This is a genomic window from Paenibacillus sp. FSL L8-0708 (genome assembly GCF_038009325.1).
Lineage (GTDB): Bacteria > Bacillota > Bacilli > Paenibacillales > Paenibacillaceae > Paenibacillus_AQ > Paenibacillus_AQ odorifer.
The window spans coordinates 5,987,249-6,006,121 of record NZ_JBBPBC010000001.1; the positions used below are offsets into that span (position 1 = coordinate 5,987,249).

Below are 18,873 nucleotides of genomic sequence, written 5' to 3' on the forward strand. Positions count from 1 at the left end.
CAGCCGACTCACGGCCACCCTACGACCAGCCCTTTTATCTTATTTGTTACTTGGCACTGTAGACCTTTTGATCTTCAGGCTTATTTTTTACTCCGCACTTCAAAAATCGCAAACTTCAGATAGTGTCCTTCGTTAACGCCAAGTATTTGTGGGTGGTCTTTGCCTGCGGCCCGCCATTCTACAAGTCTCAACACCTTGCCAGCATCTTTAGCAGCATCGGCAATCGTTTCGAGGAACAGATCTGGCTGCATATGGTAAGAACAGCTTGCGGTAACCAAATAGCCGCCTTCGTTCACCAGCTTCATCCCGTGCAGATTGATATCCTTGTAACCACGGCAAGCGCCAGCTACTGCACTTTTGGTTTTGGCAAACGCCGGAGGGTCTAGGATGACTACATCCCAAGTTCTTCCTCCACCTGCCGTCATCGGCTTGGATGTGTCGGTTTTGGCTGTTTTGCCTCCGGATTTAGGATTTGTAGCAGCTGCTGCCGTCTCTGTTCCACTGGCAACTGTCGCCCGTTCAGAACGTTCCTCTAGTCCTTTAACCTGATTCCGTAGATATGCAAAAGCATCATCCACTACGAATTCAACACGATCGCTAAAGCCGTTCAGCTCCACATTCACTTTGGCACTCTCAATGGCGTGTGCTGAAACGTCAAGGCAGGTTACTTTTTTCGCGCCATACTTGCAGGCATGCAGCGTGAAGCTGCCCGTATGCGAGAAGCATTCCAGCACTGTCGCACCGTCCCAATAAGGGAACGTTACATGTTTGCCGCTCTTATTAACTGGTAAGGTCTGTAGTGAACCATCCTCAGTTTCAATTTCCTGAAGCGTAATGCCGCTTCGTCCTCCCCAGCCTTTCATGAGCGGAGCAATGGAAGCTCTATTCTCACGTTGGTCAAAGAAGTAACCTGTCTTCTGGCCCTCTTCAATATCAACGACCAGCTTCAGGCCATTCTCGCTCACGGTTACATGCCTTGGACATTCCCCGTACAGCACACCCGTTGTCTGCTCCATACCTTCAAGCTCGCGCACACTAACATCACTGCGCTCATAGATTCCGCGCGGTGCCATAACCTGCACCAATGCTTCGACGATTTCTGCACGCCGCTTGTCCATTCCGAGGGTAAGCAGCTGCACAACCAAAATATCTCCGAATCGATCTACAATAAGCCCCGGCAAAAAGTCCGCTTCACCATAAACCAAGCGATAAGCATCCGCACCCGGAAGGAACCGGTTTCTGTGTTGCAGACAATTCGCAAACCGTTCTGCAAAAAAGGCTGTATCCATGATCGCAAGGGGTCCCTGCGATACAATTCTTACCCGAATCTGTGACGCTGGATTGTAATATCCCACGGCCAAAAATCGGCCCTGATGATTAAGGACATCTACTAATCCCCCCGCTTCCGGATTTCCTTCTACCGATGCGACTTCACCTGCATAGACCCACGGATGGCCCTGTTCCAGTCTTTTTTTGCGATTGCGTTCTAAAATAACCGATGGCAATGACTTCAACTCCCTGTTTTTCTAAAAATGTTTTTATACATGTCCCATGCAATACATTCATATATTGGTGTACAACCCTCGTCCAAAGGAGTATGCCCTATGTTCAGTGATTTGCTGTTCCCTATCATATATGGTCTTGTTATCTTTCTAGCCGGCATGAAGCTGATGGAAACGGCGTTGTCCAAGCTAGCAGGCCCTCTATTAACTACAAGCCTAAATAGAGCTACCTCAACCCCTATTAAAGGAATGATTGCCAGCAGCCTGTTGTCCGCCTTACTCCAGAGCAGTACTGCTGTAACGGTGTTGACTATCGGCATGGTCAATGCCGGCCTGCTTACCTATGCCCGCACACTTGGCATTATCTTGGGCAGCAACATCGGCACCACATTAACTACAGAATTGATCGGACTTCAGATCAATACCATGGCCACGCCCTTGCTGGCAGCCTCGCTCAGTCTGTGGGCAGCGGCAGTTATTGCAGGCGAACTGCCGCCTACATCGCGAGTGGCAGAGCTCTGCCACAAAATATCCCCGCCGCTGCAATTTATCAGTCTGGCTGTATCAGGCTTCGCCCTCGTCCTATGGGGCATCGCTGTCATGCAGTCTATCGGCGGAATACTTCAGGAAAGTGGCTTATTCCTCTGGTTCCTAAACCATGCCGCTACTAGTGCCTTATGGGGGCTCGCCGCTGGAGCGTGCCTAACAGCCATGCTCCATAGCAGCGCTGCTGTCATAGCTATGGCTATGAGCATTGCCGCCTCGGGTGCCATGCCGCCTGAGCTAGGTATAGCCATAGTGCTGGGCGCCAACGTGGGCACCTGTGTTACAGCAGTCATCGCTTCCATCGGCGGCACGCCATCCGGCGTCTTCGTCGCTTGGTCCCATGTTGCGCTTAATGTAGGTGGTGCACTACTATTCTTGCCCATGATCGGGCTGCTACAAGCAAGTGCTGCATGGATTGGTGGAGGCCCTGCTTCACAAATCGCCCACGCCCAGACCATTTTCAACGTAGTCTGCTCACTTCTAGCACTGCCATTATGCTACCTGCCTATATGGTCAAAACTGGAGAAACGTCTTCAGTCTTAACAAAAAGGTGCCGTTTATTATAATCCCAGCTTTCCACAACTGTACTATTATACTTCAATCGAAAATATTATAAAACCGCGAACCGTCGTAAAAAGTGATCACCGTCGAGAAAATTCCAATCAGCGCAAACAAAGCCAATGCAAAATAATCGTCTCTCGTGAACGGGCGACGGCTATACCAAGTTCGTTTGGTCTCAGTGCCAAAGCCGCGCAGCTCCATAGCGGTACTGATATTTTCAATCCGCTCGATACTAGTCAGAATTAGGGGCATCAGAATCGAAATGATATTTTTTAGCCGCTTAGGCAGCTTTTCTTTTCTAGAAATATCTATTCCCCTTGCTTGAGCAGAAAACGATATATTCTCATAATCTCGTTGAATATCCGGAATGTACCGCAGTGCCAGCGATACAGAATATGCAATTTTATAGTTCACTCCAACTCTATTTAAGGATGCTGCAAATTCACTGGGATTGGTCGTTAGAAGAAATAATAATGCCATAGGAATGACCACCGCATATTTCAGGGCAATATTGAATTGATAAAATAGCTGCTCCCAAGTTACCGTATACCGGCCTGCAATATGCATAATATCATGACGTGTCCCGTAAACACGTACGCCCTCCAAAGGAGAAAAGATAAAGATAGCTATATGATTAAGCAAAAAGAAAATCAAGATAAAATATAATACGAAAGCATAATCCTGAAATTGAACTTTGGAAATTCTAAAGGCAAGCAAACTAAATAACAGCATCACAATTAGACATCTTGTATCATATGTAATCATCCCCGTCACAGACCACACTACAAATAAAATCAACTTCGTAGCGCCGGTAAGACGGTGAATAGGTGAATCCTGCTTCGTAAAAGTTAACATTTTGGCCTTCATCCGCCTCGGCTCCTCCTATCATACGCAATAAACCTTCTAACGAACTCCTCCGGTTGTTTCAATCCAGCTTTTATAGCTAGGGCAAAAAGCGAGGTTTCTTTCAAGTTCGCTTTTTTCACCACATCAGTATTCGTTAATATTCGCTCAGGGCTATCATCCGCAAGCTTCACGCCATCAGCTAACACTATAGCTCTATCGGCATATTCCAGCATCAAGTGCATATCATGCGTAATCATAATGACCGTCATCCCCTGCCCCCGCAGCGTCAAGAGAAACTCCATCATTTCGTTATAATGCCTGTAATCCTGAGCAGCAGTCGGTTCATCCAAAATGATCACTTCCGGCTCCAGTACCAGAATGGCGGCAATCGTGACCCGTTTCTTCTGGCCGTAACTGAGCGCCGAGATCGGCCAGCTGCGAAAAACATAAAGTCCGCACACCTTCAAGACTTGATGGACGCGTTCACGAACGAGCTCCTCAGGGCAACCTCGGAGTCTTAGTCCTAGAGCAACCTCATCATATAAAAGTGTCTTAGAAATCATATGATTGGGATTTTGCATAACAAAACCAATCCGCTCTGCCCGCTCCTTAATCGTGTCCTGAGCAATATCACGCCCATGCATCCGTATCGATCCGGAAGAAGGCTTATAGAAGCCACAAATAAGCTTAGAAACTGTAGATTTCCCAGCCCCATTTCGCCCCGCTATACAGACCATCTCTCCTTTATGAATACAGAGATTGAGCTTATCCAGCACCTGCTGATTTTTTTCGTATCCAAAAGAAATATCTCTTAGCTCAAGGATGGGTGGGTTCTCCAGCTTATCCTGGCGTGACTGATTGCACTCATACCAGATCTTAAGTTTATTAGAACACGCCTCCAACTCTATATCGTTCACATGCTGCGGATTCATATTTGCTGTAATCGAACATCCGGCATACTTCAAAGCCGTTAAATAGAGAGGTTCCCGAATGCCAACTTCTGAAAGCAACGTTGTGCTCAACAGTTCTGCAGCCGGCATATCCGCCGCAATACGTCCTTCATGGATCACAATAATACGATCCACCGCCCGATGCAGCACCTCTTCAAGACGATGCTCGATCATAATAACGGTTTTACCTGTCTCTTTATGCACTCGATCAATAAGCTCAATCGCTTTTGTACCTGTATAAGGATCTAAGCTTGCCAGCGGTTCATCAAAGAGCAGGATGTCCACATCACCTACCAGAACACCTGCCAAGGACGTTTTTTGCTTTTGTCCACCCGATAACTCCTGAGGAGAAGAGGCCAGAAATTCGTGGATATCCACCGCTCTTGCGGCAGCCGCCACTTTGCTCTTCATTTCTGTCTGTTGAACCACATGGTTCTCTAAACTGAAGGCGATATCCTCACCAACCGTTAATCCTACAAATTGTCCATCCGGGTCCTGCAATACGGTACCTACCTGATTGGACAGCTCTGCGATACTCAGATCCTTCTGCTCCTGGCCTATAACCCGTAATGAACCTGATATTTCCCCTCTGTAAGCAAAAGGGATGAGACCATTAATGCAATGAGCCAGTGTACTTTTCCCAGAACCTGAGGGTCCCACGATAAGCACCTTCTCCCCTTCAACAATCGTTAAGTTAATCCCCTGTAGTGTGGGTTCCTGCTGCGCCCGATATTGAAAGCTGAAATCCTTAAATTCAATCATTACTTTTTTCATCTGAGACCTTCCTCTGGGTTAATGTGAAGAGAAAAAAGCCGGTGATTTCCACCGGCTTTTTAGCTTGGATATGTATTCCACTCAAGCTTCTCTAGTCAAGCTGCCCTGTTTCGTTCTTGTCTTAGCATACGCAATGGCTAGTAAAGATCCGATCACTGCCACCGAAGCTATATTTAATGCACCTGCGGTCAGTCCTTGCGTAAATACTTTATTAGCGGGTTCTGCATAGATCAGAATATCCAACACTGGGGCTACAAGGAACCAAGCTACAGCATTCGCTGCAATCTGAGCCAGATTAAAGCGTATTATTTCCTTCCGTCCGAATTCCCCGTCATGAATAGCGATTCTAGCTACTAACAAGCCAATAACCAGCCCTACAATTCCTGATGATATGACCCAACTGAACCATGGCGATCCATAAGATATCGTATCCTTCAGGGTATGCCCGATCAGGCCTATAAATAATCCGGCAAACGGGCCGTACAATAGAGAGAACAATGCCAGTAATGCGTATGTAGTCTCGATGTTAGTGTTTGGAATACCCGAAGGAATCGAGCCGAATCTCCCCAATATAACGAATAAAGCAGAACCAATACCAATCGCTACTATCGTCTTGATCGACAACACCTTTTGTTTTGCCATGTTTTCATCTCCCCCACCGTATCTATTATGTTTTATGTGATTATACATCGGAATAGTCGGAATTACTATAGAATCCAAATAAAAAAATCTGCAAAGCAACATAATGTTGGCTTTGCAGATTCATAGTTGATAATTCAGATCGTATTCTCTATTACTTCACTGTCACTGATACTGTAACTGTTTTGCCGCCTAGCTTTCCTTTAATGGATGTCGTTCCTTTACTCACAGCTACAATCTGACCACTTGCAGATACTCTCGCTACAGAAGGCTTGGAGCTGGTCCATACCGCACTTCCAGTAACAACAGCAGTCTTACCAGTATCATACTGTGCAGTCACGACTACATTCTGAACGGCTCCCGGAGCCATTTTCAGTCTGCTCTCATTAACGGTCAGCTTTGTTAATTTAGGAACTACAGTAATTTTGACACTAGCAGCAATCCCTTGGTAAGATCCTGTCAACGTAGCAGTACCTTCTGTTACTGCTTTAACGGTTGTAGCTTTAACCGTAGCAACCGCTTCGTTCGAGGACTCCCAATTCATACTGCTGGAGACATTCCCTGTCTTACCATTAGAATAATAAGCCGTTACCTTTATCGCTTTAGAGCCTTTAATGTTCATTTCGATAGCAGTAGGTTCTACAACTAGCTTAGTAACCTTTTGTTCAATGGTAACTGGGATACTGATGGTTTTATTAGCGTAAGTTCCCTTTAAAGTAGCAGAACCCTTCACCAGTCCTTTGATTACCTTACCGGAAGTTGTTGTCTTGATAATCGCATTCGTACCGGTAAGCTCCCATTCCATAGTTGCAGTAGCATCAAGTTCACTGCCGTTTTCCATCACAGCTTTTACTTCAGGAACAGCCTTCTCTTCACCAGTAACAATCACCAGGTTTTCTTCTGGTCCAAGCAGGACAAGGACTTTATCTTTCACTGTAACCTTTACTTCAACACTTTTTTCTCTTACAGCAGTTTTTGAAGTCGTTGGGTTTTCTGATTTTATTTTACCGATAACCTTCACAATACCTGCCGATTCAGCAACAATCTTGCCGTCTTTAATGGTGGCAATCTCATCATCCGCAGAGGTCCACTCAATATCACTGCTAAGATCTAGCTTTGTTCCGTCAAGCTTTGTACCATTTACTTTTGGAAGGCTTACGGTGTCATCTGTGTAAAGCTCCAATTCCGTCTTGTCGGCTGTCAGTTCTGTGATCGTAGGATACACTGTCAGCTTAAAGCTTTTATTAATTCCTCTGTACTCTGCTTTAATAACCGAAGTTCCCACTGCTTTAGCAGTCACTGCCGCAGTATCGCTACCAGGCGTAACGGTTGCCGCCAATTGGTTATCCGAAGTCCATACTGCGCTGCCTGAAATGTTCGGAGTAGAATTCGCAGCATCGCGAACCTCAGCTTTAACGTTCAGGGTTTCGCCCATAAACAGGAATTGATCTCCTGTAGGAGTAAGTAGTAGCGCTTCATAAGGAGCACGTACATATACGTCTACTGTTTGTGTAATCCCCAGATAGGATACTGTAATTACAGCTTTACCAGCAGACAACACTTTGATCTCGCCTTTGTCTACTGTAGCTACACTAGCACTAGAAGAGGACCATTCCGCTTTCTCTGAAATATCATTTGCGCTGGATTTTGTAGTTTCTTTAGTCTCTGCAACCAACTTCAAAGGTGCATCTCCGACTAGCATCTCTAGTTCTTTAACGATTTTGTCGTCATGTTTAAGCTCAATTTCAGAATAAGGCAATTTCACTACAGCCTTAAAGGTTGCTGTTAAGGTCTTGTATTTGGCAGTGATCGTTGCTGTACCTTCACCAGCCAAAGTGATCTTACCTTCTGCAATGGTCAACACGCTTGTGTTGGAGCTGCTCCAAGTAGTATCAGCCGTTACATCCTTAGCAGAAGTCGCTGTTTCTCCACCAATCGCATTGGCTTTGACCAGCAGTTTATCCTCATCATCACCCAATTTGTAGTTCCCTTCAGAACTATATTCGAGCTTCAGTTCTTTAACTGGATGGGCTACCTCAACTTCAATGGTAGCAAGTGCATGATTATAAGTCGCTGTAATAATAGCTTTTCCACTGTCAATCGGAGTCAATAGGCCATTTACTACCTTTACAGCGTTTGTGTTAGAAGAATTCCATACAACTGCACCTGTCACATCTCTTTTAGATGAGGACCCTTCCACATTCGCATATACCTTAAGTTGCTTTGGCGTTTGTCCAACCGTAAGCTCTACTTTAGCGGAGCTTTCGAATTCAATCGAGTTGATATCGCCGGTCGCTGCAAAGACACTTACCGGAAAAACCGCAGTAGCTAACAATATCATGATGAGGAGCATTTTCGTCATTTTCCTGTACACAGTCATTTGTTCTCTCCCTTAGGCTATAATGTCGTTCGGTGGTTTATCCCCACACTCTTTTACTTATATCGACAATTGTACCCTAAGTGTTTACCCCCTGGCTCTATAAAGCGAAATTCGGGACTTTCAGACTAGATAATACGGTAAAGGTTGATCAAAATATTAGGAAGTAATATGCTAACTACTAAATTCTTTCTTGAAACAAGGGGGCTACGATGAGTGCAGAGAACGTCCAACTAGAAGCAATCCCGTCTCCTAAACAGGAAGATAGCTTCCTTAAAGGGGTAAAAGATTGTATTCCCACACTACTAGGCTACTTAAGCATCGGACTCGCAGCAGGTGTTGTTCAAAAGACAGCCGGGCTCAGCATTGCTGAGATTGCCTTAATCAGCTTGATTCTTTACGCGGGCTCAGCTCAGTTTATAGCTGCTGGAATGATAGCTGTCAGCAGCTCGCCTGCGGCCATTATTATTACGATATTTATCGTGAATCTTCGCCATATTTTGCTTAGTGCAGCTCTTTCACCTTATTTCCGCCATCTTTCCCCACTGAGAAATATGCTGGTAGGTTCTTTATTGACTGATGAGACCTTTGGAGTTGCCATCAATCAAGCTTTGAATAAGCAGCAAATCAGTGAAAAATGGATGCACGGTCTAAATCTCACCGCTTATTTAAATTGGTTTCTTGCGAATGTAGCGGGAGCTTTTTTAGCCCAGTGGATCTCAGACCCTGATCAATTCGGTTTACAGTTTGCCTTACCTGCGATGTTTATTGGCATTCTTGTAATTTCCATGATTGACCGTAATAAAATCAAACTAGATTTGGTTGTCGCAATCCTTGCCGTGATCATAGCAGTAGGAAGCTCCTTCCTATTCTCCAGCAGTGTTGGAGTGATTATCGCAACAGTCATTGCGTCAACGATAGGGATGGTGTTTGAAAAATGGAAGTGAGATGGGATGTATTTCTGATCATTCTAGGAGCAGCTTTTGTGACCTTTATTCCCAGGGTGGTTCCGCTCATGATCCTTAGCCGGTTTGAATTGCCAGAATGGGGAATGCGCTGGTTAAACTATGTTCCTATCTCTGTTATGGCAGCATTAATAGGTCAGGAGATATTTTTGAATGATGGGAAATTTTCGTCTTTAGCTAATAACATTGAGCTTTTTGCGGCATTGCCTACTTTTTTGGTTGCGATAAAAACCCGGAGCTTGCTTGGCACTGTACTGGCGGGGATTGTTTCAATCATGATTCTACGGATGTTTTTTTGATCCACTTCTACGCGTATGAAGTCACTATCGGACACAGTTGACCTTATTCGCAGCATTATCCCACTTTTGGAACACTAATGGACACCATAGTCGCTATAGTCATGAAAAACACCTATCATGAACTACTTTCTGAGGAATAGCTGCACTGGAGTCCGAAACTAAGCATAAAAGGCAAAAAAAATGCAAATAACGCCAGCTGGGTCCGAAAGCATCATGAGATTGTTATGAATTGGTGGTGTAGACAGCAACAACTTAAAAACAGAGCAGCCCTTCCCCGCTAACGGGAAAATGGTTGCTCTGTTGTCTTTTTACTACTATCTATTGCTTAACGGATATCAATTGCTTAACGGACAGCCTGCTGAAGCCCAGTCTGACTAACCCCGACCAACTCACCGCGGCATTCGTTCACGCCAGCTTCCGTTATCTTCACCTGACAAAGTTCTCCTTGGAGTGAATCTTCACCATCGAAGAACACCTGCAAATAGTTGTCGCTAAATCCATGCTGGATATTGCGCCCCGGCGCCCCTTTAGCAGCTCTTTCCGGAATAACACTTAATGTCTGGCCTACAAATTTGCGAGCATAAGCTATTTGCATTTCTTCCGAAAGATCAATCAGTTCCTGCACGCGTACATTTTTGATTTCTTCGTCGATCTGATTCTCCATCCGCGCTGCCGGAGTGCCCGTCCGCTTGGAGTAAGGGAATACGTGCATCTCGGAGTAATTAATAGCCTTCATGAAGTCGTAGCCGGCACGGAACATTTCATCGGTCTCCCCCGGGAACCCAACGATAACATCCGTAGTAATCCCGACATCTGGCATCGCCTGACGGATCAGCTGCATTTTGGCGTAATATTCTTCTGTCGTATATTTACGGCGCATCACTTTCAGCACATCATTATGTCCGGCTTGCAGCGGGATATGCAGATGACGGCACATTTTAGAGGAACGGTTCAGCACCTCCAGCAGCTTCTCATCGATCTGGCTAGCTTCGATAGAACTGATACGTACCCGCTCCAGTCCATCCACCTTATCTAGATCCCACAGCAAATCGGCTAGACGGTAATTATCAAGATCGTCACCGTAACCACCGGTATGAATACCCGTGAGCACAAATTCCTTATACCCTGCTTCTACTAATTGATGTGCCTGGGTTACGATACTTTTGGGATCACGGCTGCGGGAAAGTCCACGCGACCATGGAATGATGCAGAATGTGCAGAAGTTGTTGCAGCCATCCTGAATCTTCATAAAAGCACGCGTCCGATCCGCAAAGCCAGGTACATCCATCTCTTCGAATTCACGTGTCTTCATAATATTACGAACAGCGTTGACCGGCTGACGTGAGGCTTCAATGTTCTTTACATGCGTCATGATCTGATCGCGGTCCTGGTTACCAATAACAAGATCGACACCAGGAATATCAAGAATCTCACCAGGAGAGGTCTGCGCATAGCAGCCAGTAACCGCCACGATAGCTTCCGGATTGCGGCGAACGGCACGACGAATCATTTGACGGCTTTTTTTGTCACCTGTATTAGTTACAGTACAAGTATTAATCAGATATACATCGGCGGGTCCCTCGAAATCGACCTGCTCGTAACCTTCATTTTTGAATAGCTGCCAGATGGCTTCGGTGTCATAAAAATTCACTTTACAACCTAAAGTATAAAATGCTACGGATGGCATCTCTTAAGCTCCTCCCATTTCTCCCGATTCATATAAAATACAAGCAGCGGCAACCATGCCCGCTGTCTCACAGCGCAGAATACGCCGTCCTAGTCCTACGGAAACCGCACCAGCTTCTTCTGCCTTTTGGCATTCCTCTGGTGTAAAGCCCCCTTCAGGACCTACCACAATCAGTACCTTCCCACCAGCCTGCGGTGAAAGCGAGGATAACCAAGGGGCAACACTGCTGCGAAGCTGCAAGCCTTCTTCTTTTTCATAACAGAAATAAACAGCATCATATTCACTAAAAGTCTGTAGCAGCTGCTTCCAGGATAACGGTGAGCCTACAGCCGGAACGATGTTCCGGTGTGCCTGCTCGGCAGCTTCTTTACAAATTTTACGCCAGCGGTCCAGCCGCTTACTTTCCTTGCGTTCATCGTATTGTACAATCGTGCGCTCCGACAGAAAAGGAATAAAACCAACGGCTCCAATTTCTGTACACTTTTGAATGACAGTTTCCATCTTATCGGCCTTGGGTAAGCTCTGAGCCACTGTGATTTTTATCCGCGGTTCATGCGTCATCTCCAGGGTTTCCAGGATGTTCACTGTCACTTCCCCTATTTCGATCTGAGCAATCTCCACTAACGCTTCACGGGAGACGCCATCGCTGACAATAAGCTTGTCCCCAACCTTACCGCGCATGACTTTGGCAATATGCCTTGCATCTTCCCCGTCAATTCTAACGTTATCTGCACCAAACTGCTCTGGTGTAACAAAATATCGCTGCATCTCTTCATCATCCTGTTCATGAATTCAGTAAGAAGAAACGGTAAAGACGCCTTAATAAAGACGTCACCCGTTTCTTAGAGAAATATAACTATGGATCAGGCGAAATTTAACTATCCTATTTTTCAACAAATTACATAATACAATGTTTAAGCAGGGTTGACCAGACTTCAGTCCCTACCTTAGCTGCCAAACATTCTTAGGAATAGCTGCACAAATGTTCTCGACATTTCACTAGCCCAGTGGCCAAGAGGATCGATGGTATAGGTTCGTAACCCTGGAATAAACAGAATTAATAAAAAGATAAATACAGCCCATTGCTCAAATTGCTGTAATCTGCCCCGAATGGAGCGAGGAGCAATATCCTCCACAATCCGGTAGCCATCCAGCGGAGGCAATGGAATCAGATTGAACAAGAATAAAAAGAAGTTCCATTGAATAAAGGTGCCAAAGAACAGATACACTGCCTCTAAAACGCGATCATTGGAGATCGACTCTAATACACCGGTTGCCGCAAGCACCCCATATATTAAAGCACCAATAATCCCTAGTAACAGGTTACTGATTGGGCCCGCAGCAGACACAATGACTCCCATCAGACGGGGGCGGCTAAAGTTATCACGGTTTACAGGAACTGGACGTGCCCACCCGAAACCAGCAACCAGCAGCAGTAAAATACCAAAAAAATCGAAGTGTACAGCAGGGTTAAGAGTCATGCGTCCTAATAATCTAGCGGTAGGGTCACCGAACTTATTTGCGAAATAAGCATGACTGAATTCATGTACTGTAAAAGCAATTAAAATCGTAATGAGCAGAAAAGGAAGCTGATCCAGATCTACACGTATTATACTTTGCAATATATCCATTTTTACCTCTTTCCGGCTGTAAATGCCACCCAATCTTCTTCACGGGATACTTCCATAATCTCAAAGCCGGACTCTTGTAGTGCGTTAGCCACAAGTCCTTCTTTATCCTTATAAATACCAGAGGTAATATAAAAGCCTCCTGGCTGAAGTGCACGATACACATCATCCGTAAACAATACGATGATTTCTGCCAAAATATTCGCAACTACAATCTTCACCGGGAGTGTAACACCGAGGCTATCCTCTGTTACTTGCTCCGCAGGTGTTCCCTCAAGAGTGTGACCCGGTCTAGCGGATGGCCACATTTCTCCAGCAGCCGTGTCAGCTACACCTTCACCGCCTAGCAAGGAGAGCAGGTCGCTTTCTTTTACCGTAATGAACTTTTCAAGTTTATTCAGTGCTACATTCTCCCGCGCACTTTCAACAGCTACAGGGTCCAAATCTAACGCCAGCACGGATTTCGCACCGAGCAGCATTGCACCTACAGCCAATATTCCTGAACCCGTACCAACATCGATTACTTCTTCGCCGCCGCTAATATTCTTCTCGAGCGCACGCAGGCACAAAGCTGTTGTAGGGTGAGTCCCTGTACCAAATGCCATACCAGGGTCCAACTCAATGATTGCTTCATCGGGGCTCTCAGGCGTATATTCCTCCCAAGTTGGTTTAATCGTGAGACGCTCCGATACCCTGAGCGGTTTAAAATATTGCTTCCAAGCATGCGCCCATTCGTCTTCATCTACGGTTTTCCAAGAAATCAGCGATTTGCCCGGATCAATGCCGTACTCACGCAATTCTGCTACCCGTGGAGTCAGCTCTTCTATAACAGCATCCATATCCGTGGAATCGGCATAATAACCTTTGATTACCGCTTCCCCTTCTGGGATATCATTCAAAGGTTGGTCGTATAATTCACCGTAACGCGTATTCCGCTCTTTACTGAGTGTTCCGGATTCTTCAATAGAAACCCCACCCGCTCCTGCTTCATATAAAAAATTCGAAATCATTTCTTGTGCATCTTCTGTTGTATGTATCGTCACTTCATGCCATAACATCTTTATGTGATCCTCCTAAAGTTTTGTGAGCGTTAGCTTCATTGATTGACTTCGTGCAAAACTGGCTTCGTAAGCATAGACTTAGTTTTGTGAGCGTTAGCTTCATTGATTGACTTCGTGCAAAACTTACTTCGAAAGCATAGGCTTAGTTTTGTGAGCATTCGCTTCATAGTATAACATTTCTTCTTGGGGTAACGCCAAACTACAGATCAACGCTCTGCCATGCCCGGGCTGCTCCTGCAAAAGCAATCGAGCGAATGATCATCTACCATCCCCGATGCCTGCATAAAAGCATAACATATGGTAGAGCCGACAAACTTCATGCCTCGCTTTTTTAATGCTTTACTCATTGCGTCAGACTGAGCCGTCGAAGCAGGAACATCCGCACGTGTCTTCCAATGGTTAAGCGTAGGCGCGCCCCCCACAAAACTCCAGAGATAATCTGAAAAGCTGCCTGTTTCCGCACTAATTTGCAAATATACTTTTGCATTACGAATGATAGAATCAATCTTTAAGCGATTTCTAATAATCCCGGGATCGTTCATCAGCTCAGCAATTTTCGGCTCATCATAATGCACAATTTTTTCCGGATCAAATCCATCAAATACCTCTCTGTAATGTGCCCGCTTTTTTAAGACGGTGTACCAGCTTAACCCTGCCTGCATGCCTTCAAGCATAAGTAATTCAAACAGCTTCCGGTCATCATACAGAGGTTTGCCCCACTCTTCATCATGGTATGCGATATATAAAGGATCCTCATTAACCCAAGCACAACGAGTGATTTCCATCCTTTTCTCTCCTTTACGCTAATCCTTGCTGAGTCCACTCAGCATCTACTCACTGTAAACGAAAAAAAGGGAAGAACACAAGGTTCCTCCCTAAAAAAATTTTCTATGGCCGCAGCTGCACTCTTGTTTCTTTATCCGGATCGTCAGTCGTATAGAAGAATATATAAATAGAAGCTTCTGTACCTTTGAAACCCTTGTAAACATCAATGGCCTTATTGTTTCCATCCCCAGTGAAATTAACGGTCAGAGGTTTACCTAAAATACGCTCTTTCCCCAGTCCGATATGGGTCTGGTTAATTCCACCGAAGCGAGCATCTTCACTTTCAGTCTCTACATAAAGATCGGCACCCTGCATATAGTACGTCCATTTTACCGGATATCCGCTAAGCTGCTGGATAAGCGTCTGTTTCTTATCAGATATATTCGTCAACAGAAGTGGTGTTTTTTCGTCCTTGTTAATTTTATAGCTGCCGTGCTGAGTCACCTTGTATTTAGCAACAAAGGTAATTGGCGTCTCTTCTGTGATTTCAAGGTCAACTGGCCGCTCAAAACGAAGCACTGTTAATTCCGGCTCACCTTCTGGAGATCTCCAGAAATTGCCCTCCAGCGTCTTGCCTGCTACTTCAAGAGTAGACTTTTGATACGGGAAATTGTTGCCTTTCTCTTTACTTCTAATAGCGATTCGAATTTGAGTAGGCGTCACTACCATTTTCTCCAGCGTGTAATTAGGTTCGCCCTCTTCTAGCGGCAGATTCAATGAAGTATTTATGGTTCCGCTCTCCATCTGCTTTTTGCTTAATTGAAGATCAAAAGCTAGGGGCCCCTCAACCTTTTTCTCTTGTTTCATGTACTGCAGCTTGTAATTCACTTCTCCGCTGGAAATATCAGCCGCCTTAAAATATTGCTGGGACGTATATTCCCCGTTTTCTCCCGGTGTACCGAAAGCACCTCCAGCCAGCGAATTTATGAGCGTTCCGTTTTTGTAAGCGACTATATTTGGAAAGACCCATTCTTTTGTTTCTGGCTGATCAAAAATGATCGCTGAAGAGAATAATATTTTTTCTTGTCCTTGGGTAAAAGGTTTCACCTCTATGCTGCGCATTCCTTCCTGTCCAATAGGAAAATTTTGTGTCTCCTGCGATTGGATATCCAGCGGTAAATCTAACTCCTGTGTGCTAAAGGCTTGCAGATTATCTGCAACTAGTTGCACATTCACAGTATCCTTTTTCGGTGTCCAATCACTCTCGAAATATCCGTTGTAATGTTGATTTTTCTCATCCCATAACACATAACTGAACTCACTAGGACCATTCGCCCCATCTGCGCCCTTCAAAGTCATTCCATTAACATTCCAATTTTCATTTTCCAAGCGTTTTCCTACATCCAAAGTGAATAAGATAACCGTCCGATTCTCATCCACAATCGCTGTATGTAGCTTCAGAGTTACTCCATCCTGCGTCACTGACTGGTTCAGTTGTTGTCCGAGATTTTGGGCCAGCGCTGCTTGAACGCCTCCTCTCCCATGGAGCAAATTATCCCAATCATAATGCACTGCTGCATATACGGGTGCCGCTGCAATAAGCACTGAAAATGAAGCCACCACAGCTATTTTACTCCAGTTTCTCCCTCTGTTCCCGCTACCATTCGCCATACGAAGTTGTAGGGGAGTCATTGTACTGTTTTCTTGCTCTAAACGTCCCCACATGCGCTCAAAATCTGGATAAGGCACGCCTTTATCTTCATTTAAACGATGCTCCAGCATATTTTCTAACTTTTTCAAAAGCTTCGCCCTCCTTTAGTTCAAGTTGAACCCCAGCCTCCTGCAGGATTCTCCTCATTACCGTTAGCCCTTTATGCAGCCTAGATTTGGTCGTTCCAAGTGGAATGGACAGCAGATCCGAAATTTCAGCCAGACTGAAATCATGCATATACCTAAGTGTGAGCACCATCCTAAGTTTGATAGGGACCTGGCTCATATATTGCGCCCACTCGACCTCCGTCTCACGCTGCTCAATCTGCTGCTCCACAGCTGTTTCTGCCGTTTTATTAAAGAAATGAAGGTTGTCCGTAATCTTCTGTTGTAAAGTCCGTTTTCGTTTCAAATGATTGAGGCAATGGTTGACCGTTATTTTCATAATCCAAGCCTTGATATGCTCCACGTGCTCACGATTACTGCGAAATACGGTAATAAAGACATCCTGAGTCAAATCCTCTGCATCCGCCGCGTCATGCACCATATAGTAGCAAGTCCGGTATACATCTTTATTGTAGGTTTCAAATAACTCCCGGTTACTCTCCAAATTTTACGCCCTCCTTTCTTGACTGAGATATCTATATGACAACCAATCCTTGGAAAAGGTTCGTTTTTCTGAGCATAAACTATCGCTACTCTTAAAGACATAGAGAAAATCAAACAGGCTTAATAATCTGAATGAAGCAAATGGAGGAAGGACAATGACTCTTTTAACTACTGGTCCGATAGAAAACAATGTTAACTCAGAAAACAACACAAGACTTACACAACAGGTCACGGTCAAAATTGCTAATGGTAGCGGTCAGATTGCTTCCACAGTTCTGATCGAAGGCTACTACATGAATGAAGAAAGAATTCAATATGTAGGCGATCTGCTAGATGTGATGCCAAATCAGGTAATAACTAAAAATTATTTTGCGGATTTTGATACCTTCGAATTTTTTTTTCACAACTGCTAGTTTGCCAGACCATCCAATCCAAATCTCATTTTGGGGTAAAGACAGTGCAGAGAAATTAGTAGCCCAGCATCGATTAGCTACAGCAGAATTACTTGGATATGATGGGGCAACTGGGGCAACTGGGGCAACTGGAGCGACTGGGGTGACGGGGGGCTAAAGGTGGGACTGGCTCTGATGGGGCGATTGGGGACACCGGAGTTACTAAGGTTAGTGTTACTGTAGACGGAGTCATCACAAATCATAGATATATGATTCCTACCTTGATTGTTAACAAAATCGGATAATACCAACAATAAAAGGGTCCATCTCTTTCAAGTAGGAGACCGACCCTTTTTTGCCGATATTCAATCTATCAACATACATACTGCAACTAGAGAATATCCATAACCTCGCGCGCTTGTGTGTCGAGATTTTGTGCAGAAGAAGCAATCTTCGAAAAATCCTCCAACGCCACCAGAACCTGCTGCTGACTATCTTCTATACTTTCTTGTACTTGATTTGTACCTATAGAGATCTTTCCAATTTCCAGCGTGATCGCATTCACACTATCCCGTACCTTTATGATCGAATCTTGTACCATGGAAGATAATTTCCTTACTTCTTTTGCCACTACGTCAAAACCTCGCCCATACTCCCCGGCATGCGCTGCTTCAATAGCTGCATTTAGGGCTAATAATTGCGTTTGCGATGCAATATCGCGAATCGTTTGCACGATGCTATGAATCGATACAGCTTGCTTTTCAAGATTAGCTAGAGTATGTGTATTTTCTATCGATACTTCGGCGATTTTGTTGATGCTTCGTAATAATTCTTGACTGCGTTCAATACCTAAATCTGCTCTTTGATTCAAGCTGTCTGCCATCTCTTGCATCCGTTGCACAACATTACTCATGTTACTTTGTCTTTGGGTAATATTAGTTGCTATTTTAGATACTCCGATGACTTGTTCATTGCTTTCATCAAATACTGGCATGTAGGTAGCTTCAAGCCAAACCGCATTTCCTTTCGAATCCATTCGTTCGATCTTATCCTGAAAACTCTTCCCTGTAAAAAGATCCTGCCAAAACCGTTCGTAACCTGGGCTATCTGCGAAATGTGGAAAACAGAACTCTTTATGATGCATTCCGTACATTTCATCTTTTTTATATCCCATGGAATTTGCAAAAACTTCATTCACATAAGCTACCCGGCGATCAAGGTCAAACCGGATAATAGCTAAATTTCTTTCTAAAGATCTAACAACAAGCTCATCAGTAACTCCTTGAGAGTGTACCAGCCCCATTCTAATTCCCCCTGAAAAAATTCAATAGTTGATTGGTCGTAGTTAGTATATTCGAACAATTATACATCCTTAATCTGTAGTGTGATATTAGCTATTTTACTTAAAATATTTATAACATCTGCAGACGTTAATATACTCGAAATGATGATAATTAGGGAAAACATCCCTAATGATGTGCAAGATTCGAAGGTTGATCTATCATTTAGGGAAATACTCCCCAAAAACTCATGAAATCAGGCCTTTTTCTATCTTTTCGAGC

Annotated in this window: 18 protein-coding genes; 5 read left to right on the forward strand and 13 right to left on the reverse strand. The window is 44.6% G+C overall.

Going from position 1 to position 18,873, the window contains the following annotated elements; translation table 11 throughout:
• Window positions 1–80 precede the first annotated feature (80 nt).
• Complete coding sequence (locus tag NYE58_RS28290) at window positions 81–1,505, reverse strand: class I SAM-dependent rRNA methyltransferase (protein ID WP_076276742.1); 1,425 nt, start codon at window positions 1,503–1,505, stop codon at window positions 81–83.
• Window positions 1,506–1,604: 99 nt separating this feature from the next.
• Here NYE58_RS28290 and NYE58_RS28295 point away from each other — a divergent pair, with 99 nt between their 5' ends.
• On the forward strand, window positions 1,605–2,591 hold the full coding sequence (locus tag NYE58_RS28295; RefSeq protein ID WP_076218327.1) for a Na/Pi cotransporter family protein: 987 nt from the start codon (window positions 1,605–1,607) through the stop codon (window positions 2,589–2,591).
• Window positions 2,592–2,645: 54 nt separating this feature from the next.
• On the opposite strand, the gene NYE58_RS28300 is transcribed toward NYE58_RS28295, so the two are convergent.
• From NYE58_RS28300 to NYE58_RS28315, 4 genes are all read right to left on the reverse strand, one after another.
• Complete coding sequence (locus NYE58_RS28300) at window positions 2,646–3,476, reverse strand: energy-coupling factor transporter transmembrane component T family protein (protein WP_076128979.1); 831 nt, start codon at window positions 3,474–3,476, stop codon at window positions 2,646–2,648.
• Window positions 3,473–5,179 (reverse strand): ABC transporter ATP-binding protein, encoded by a 1,707-nt coding sequence (locus tag NYE58_RS28305; RefSeq protein WP_341003598.1) that lies wholly within the window; start codon window positions 5,177–5,179, stop codon window positions 3,473–3,475. The genes NYE58_RS28300 and NYE58_RS28305 overlap by 4 nt, the downstream gene beginning before the upstream one ends.
• Before the next feature lie 81 nt (window positions 5,180–5,260).
• Window positions 5,261–5,821: an ECF-type riboflavin transporter substrate-binding protein gene (locus NYE58_RS28310; RefSeq protein WP_076128974.1), complete on the reverse strand. Its 561-nt coding sequence runs from the start codon at window positions 5,819–5,821 to the stop codon at window positions 5,261–5,263.
• A gap of 151 nt (window positions 5,822–5,972) precedes the next feature.
• A complete protein-coding gene (locus NYE58_RS28315; RefSeq protein WP_076276741.1) occupies window positions 5,973–8,198 on the reverse strand; it encodes an Ig-like domain-containing protein in 2,226 nt (741 codons plus the stop codon).
• Between the two features lie 209 nt (window positions 8,199–8,407).
• Between NYE58_RS28315 and NYE58_RS28320 the strand changes: the two genes are divergently transcribed.
• Entirely contained in the window at window positions 8,408–9,142 is a 735-nt protein-coding gene (locus tag NYE58_RS28320) for an AzlC family ABC transporter permease (protein ID WP_036683898.1), read from the forward strand.
• The gene (locus NYE58_RS28325) at window positions 9,133–9,459 is read left to right on the forward strand and encodes an AzlD domain-containing protein (protein WP_036683900.1); all 327 of its coding nucleotides are present in this window, start codon (window positions 9,133–9,135) and stop codon (window positions 9,457–9,459) included. The genes NYE58_RS28320 and NYE58_RS28325 overlap by 10 nt, the downstream gene beginning before the upstream one ends.
• A gap of 343 nt (window positions 9,460–9,802) precedes the next feature.
• Here the strand turns inward: NYE58_RS28325 and mtaB are convergent, their stop codons facing one another.
• The 7 genes from mtaB to NYE58_RS28360 all read right to left on the reverse strand — a co-directional run bounded on the left by mtaB (window position 9,803) and on the right by NYE58_RS28360 (window position 16,920).
• A complete protein-coding gene (mtaB, locus tag NYE58_RS28330) occupies window positions 9,803–11,146 on the reverse strand; it encodes a tRNA (N(6)-L-threonylcarbamoyladenosine(37)-C(2))-methylthiotransferase MtaB (RefSeq protein ID WP_076276740.1) in 1,344 nt (447 codons plus the stop codon).
• 3 nt (window positions 11,147–11,149) lie between these two features.
• Window positions 11,150–11,914, reverse strand: coding sequence for an RsmE family RNA methyltransferase (locus NYE58_RS28335; RefSeq protein ID WP_076185272.1), 765 nt, complete (start codon window positions 11,912–11,914; stop codon window positions 11,150–11,152).
• Between the two features lie 179 nt (window positions 11,915–12,093).
• Window positions 12,094–12,777 (reverse strand): site-2 protease family protein, encoded by a 684-nt coding sequence (locus NYE58_RS28340; RefSeq protein ID WP_076128966.1) that lies wholly within the window; start codon window positions 12,775–12,777, stop codon window positions 12,094–12,096.
• 2 nt (window positions 12,778–12,779) lie between these two features.
• A complete protein-coding gene (prmA, locus tag NYE58_RS28345) occupies window positions 12,780–13,832 on the reverse strand; it encodes a 50S ribosomal protein L11 methyltransferase (RefSeq protein WP_076220293.1) in 1,053 nt (350 codons plus the stop codon).
• 209 nt (window positions 13,833–14,041) lie between these two features.
• The gene (locus tag NYE58_RS28350; RefSeq protein WP_076220294.1) at window positions 14,042–14,620 is read right to left on the reverse strand and encodes a DNA-3-methyladenine glycosylase I; all 579 of its coding nucleotides are present in this window, start codon (window positions 14,618–14,620) and stop codon (window positions 14,042–14,044) included.
• 103 nt (window positions 14,621–14,723) lie between these two features.
• Window positions 14,724–16,400: a DUF4179 domain-containing protein gene (locus NYE58_RS28355; protein WP_143761906.1), complete on the reverse strand. Its 1,677-nt coding sequence runs from the start codon at window positions 16,398–16,400 to the stop codon at window positions 14,724–14,726.
• Window positions 16,360–16,920, reverse strand: a complete 561-nt coding sequence (locus NYE58_RS28360; RefSeq protein WP_076128962.1) for an RNA polymerase sigma factor — start codon at window positions 16,918–16,920, stop codon at window positions 16,360–16,362. Before NYE58_RS28360 ends, NYE58_RS28355 begins: the two co-directional genes overlap by 41 nt.
• A gap of 154 nt (window positions 16,921–17,074) precedes the next feature.
• On the opposite strand from NYE58_RS28360, the gene NYE58_RS28365 reads away from it, so the two are divergent.
• Window positions 17,075–17,332, forward strand: coding sequence for a hypothetical protein (locus NYE58_RS28365; RefSeq protein ID WP_341003602.1), 258 nt, complete (start codon window positions 17,075–17,077; stop codon window positions 17,330–17,332).
• A gap of 1 nt (window position 17,333) precedes the next feature.
• A complete protein-coding gene (locus NYE58_RS28370; RefSeq protein ID WP_341003603.1) occupies window positions 17,334–17,489 on the forward strand; it encodes a hypothetical protein in 156 nt (51 codons plus the stop codon).
• A gap of 213 nt (window positions 17,490–17,702) precedes the next feature.
• Here the strand turns inward: NYE58_RS28370 and NYE58_RS28375 are convergent, their stop codons facing one another.
• Complete coding sequence (locus NYE58_RS28375; protein ID WP_076220488.1) at window positions 17,703–18,614, reverse strand: methyl-accepting chemotaxis protein; 912 nt, start codon at window positions 18,612–18,614, stop codon at window positions 17,703–17,705.
• Window positions 18,615–18,873: the final 259 nt, after the last annotated feature.

What these genes read in the sequence shown, in the direction of transcription:
- NYE58_RS28310 (WP_076128974.1), bottom strand. Translation starts at nt 5,821, where the DNA reads ATGGCAAAACAAAAGGTGTTGTCGATCAAGACGATAGTAGCGATTGGT.
- prmA (WP_076220293.1), bottom strand. Translation starts at nt 13,832, where the DNA reads ATGTTATGGCATGAAGTGACGATACATACAACAGAAGATGCACAAGAA.
- NYE58_RS28335 (WP_076185272.1), bottom strand. Translation starts at nt 11,914, where the DNA reads ATGCAGCGATATTTTGTTACACCAGAGCAGTTTGGTGCAGATAACGTT.
- NYE58_RS28300 (WP_076128979.1), bottom strand. Translation starts at nt 3,476, where the DNA reads ATGAAGGCCAAAATGTTAACTTTTACGAAGCAGGATTCACCTATTCAC.
- NYE58_RS28315 (WP_076276741.1), bottom strand. Translation starts at nt 8,198, where the DNA reads ATGACTGTGTACAGGAAAATGACGAAAATGCTCCTCATCATGATATTG.
- NYE58_RS28320 (WP_036683898.1), top strand. Translation starts at nt 8,408, where the DNA reads ATGAGTGCAGAGAACGTCCAACTAGAAGCAATCCCGTCTCCTAAACAG.
- NYE58_RS28325 (WP_036683900.1), top strand. Translation starts at nt 9,133, where the DNA reads ATGGAAGTGAGATGGGATGTATTTCTGATCATTCTAGGAGCAGCTTTT.
- NYE58_RS28340 (WP_076128966.1), bottom strand. Translation starts at nt 12,777, where the DNA reads ATGGATATATTGCAAAGTATAATACGTGTAGATCTGGATCAGCTTCCT.
- mtaB (WP_076276740.1), bottom strand. Translation starts at nt 11,146, where the DNA reads ATGCCATCCGTAGCATTTTATACTTTAGGTTGTAAAGTGAATTTTTAT.
- NYE58_RS28350 (WP_076220294.1), bottom strand. Translation starts at nt 14,620, where the DNA reads ATGGAAATCACTCGTTGTGCTTGGGTTAATGAGGATCCTTTATATATC.
- NYE58_RS28365 (WP_341003602.1), top strand. Translation starts at nt 17,075, where the DNA reads ATGACTCTTTTAACTACTGGTCCGATAGAAAACAATGTTAACTCAGAA.
- NYE58_RS28375 (WP_076220488.1), bottom strand. Translation starts at nt 18,614, where the DNA reads ATGGGGCTGGTACACTCTCAAGGAGTTACTGATGAGCTTGTTGTTAGA.
- NYE58_RS28305 (WP_341003598.1), bottom strand. Translation starts at nt 5,179, where the DNA reads ATGAAAAAAGTAATGATTGAATTTAAGGATTTCAGCTTTCAATATCGG.
- NYE58_RS28295 (WP_076218327.1), top strand. Translation starts at nt 1,605, where the DNA reads ATGTTCAGTGATTTGCTGTTCCCTATCATATATGGTCTTGTTATCTTT.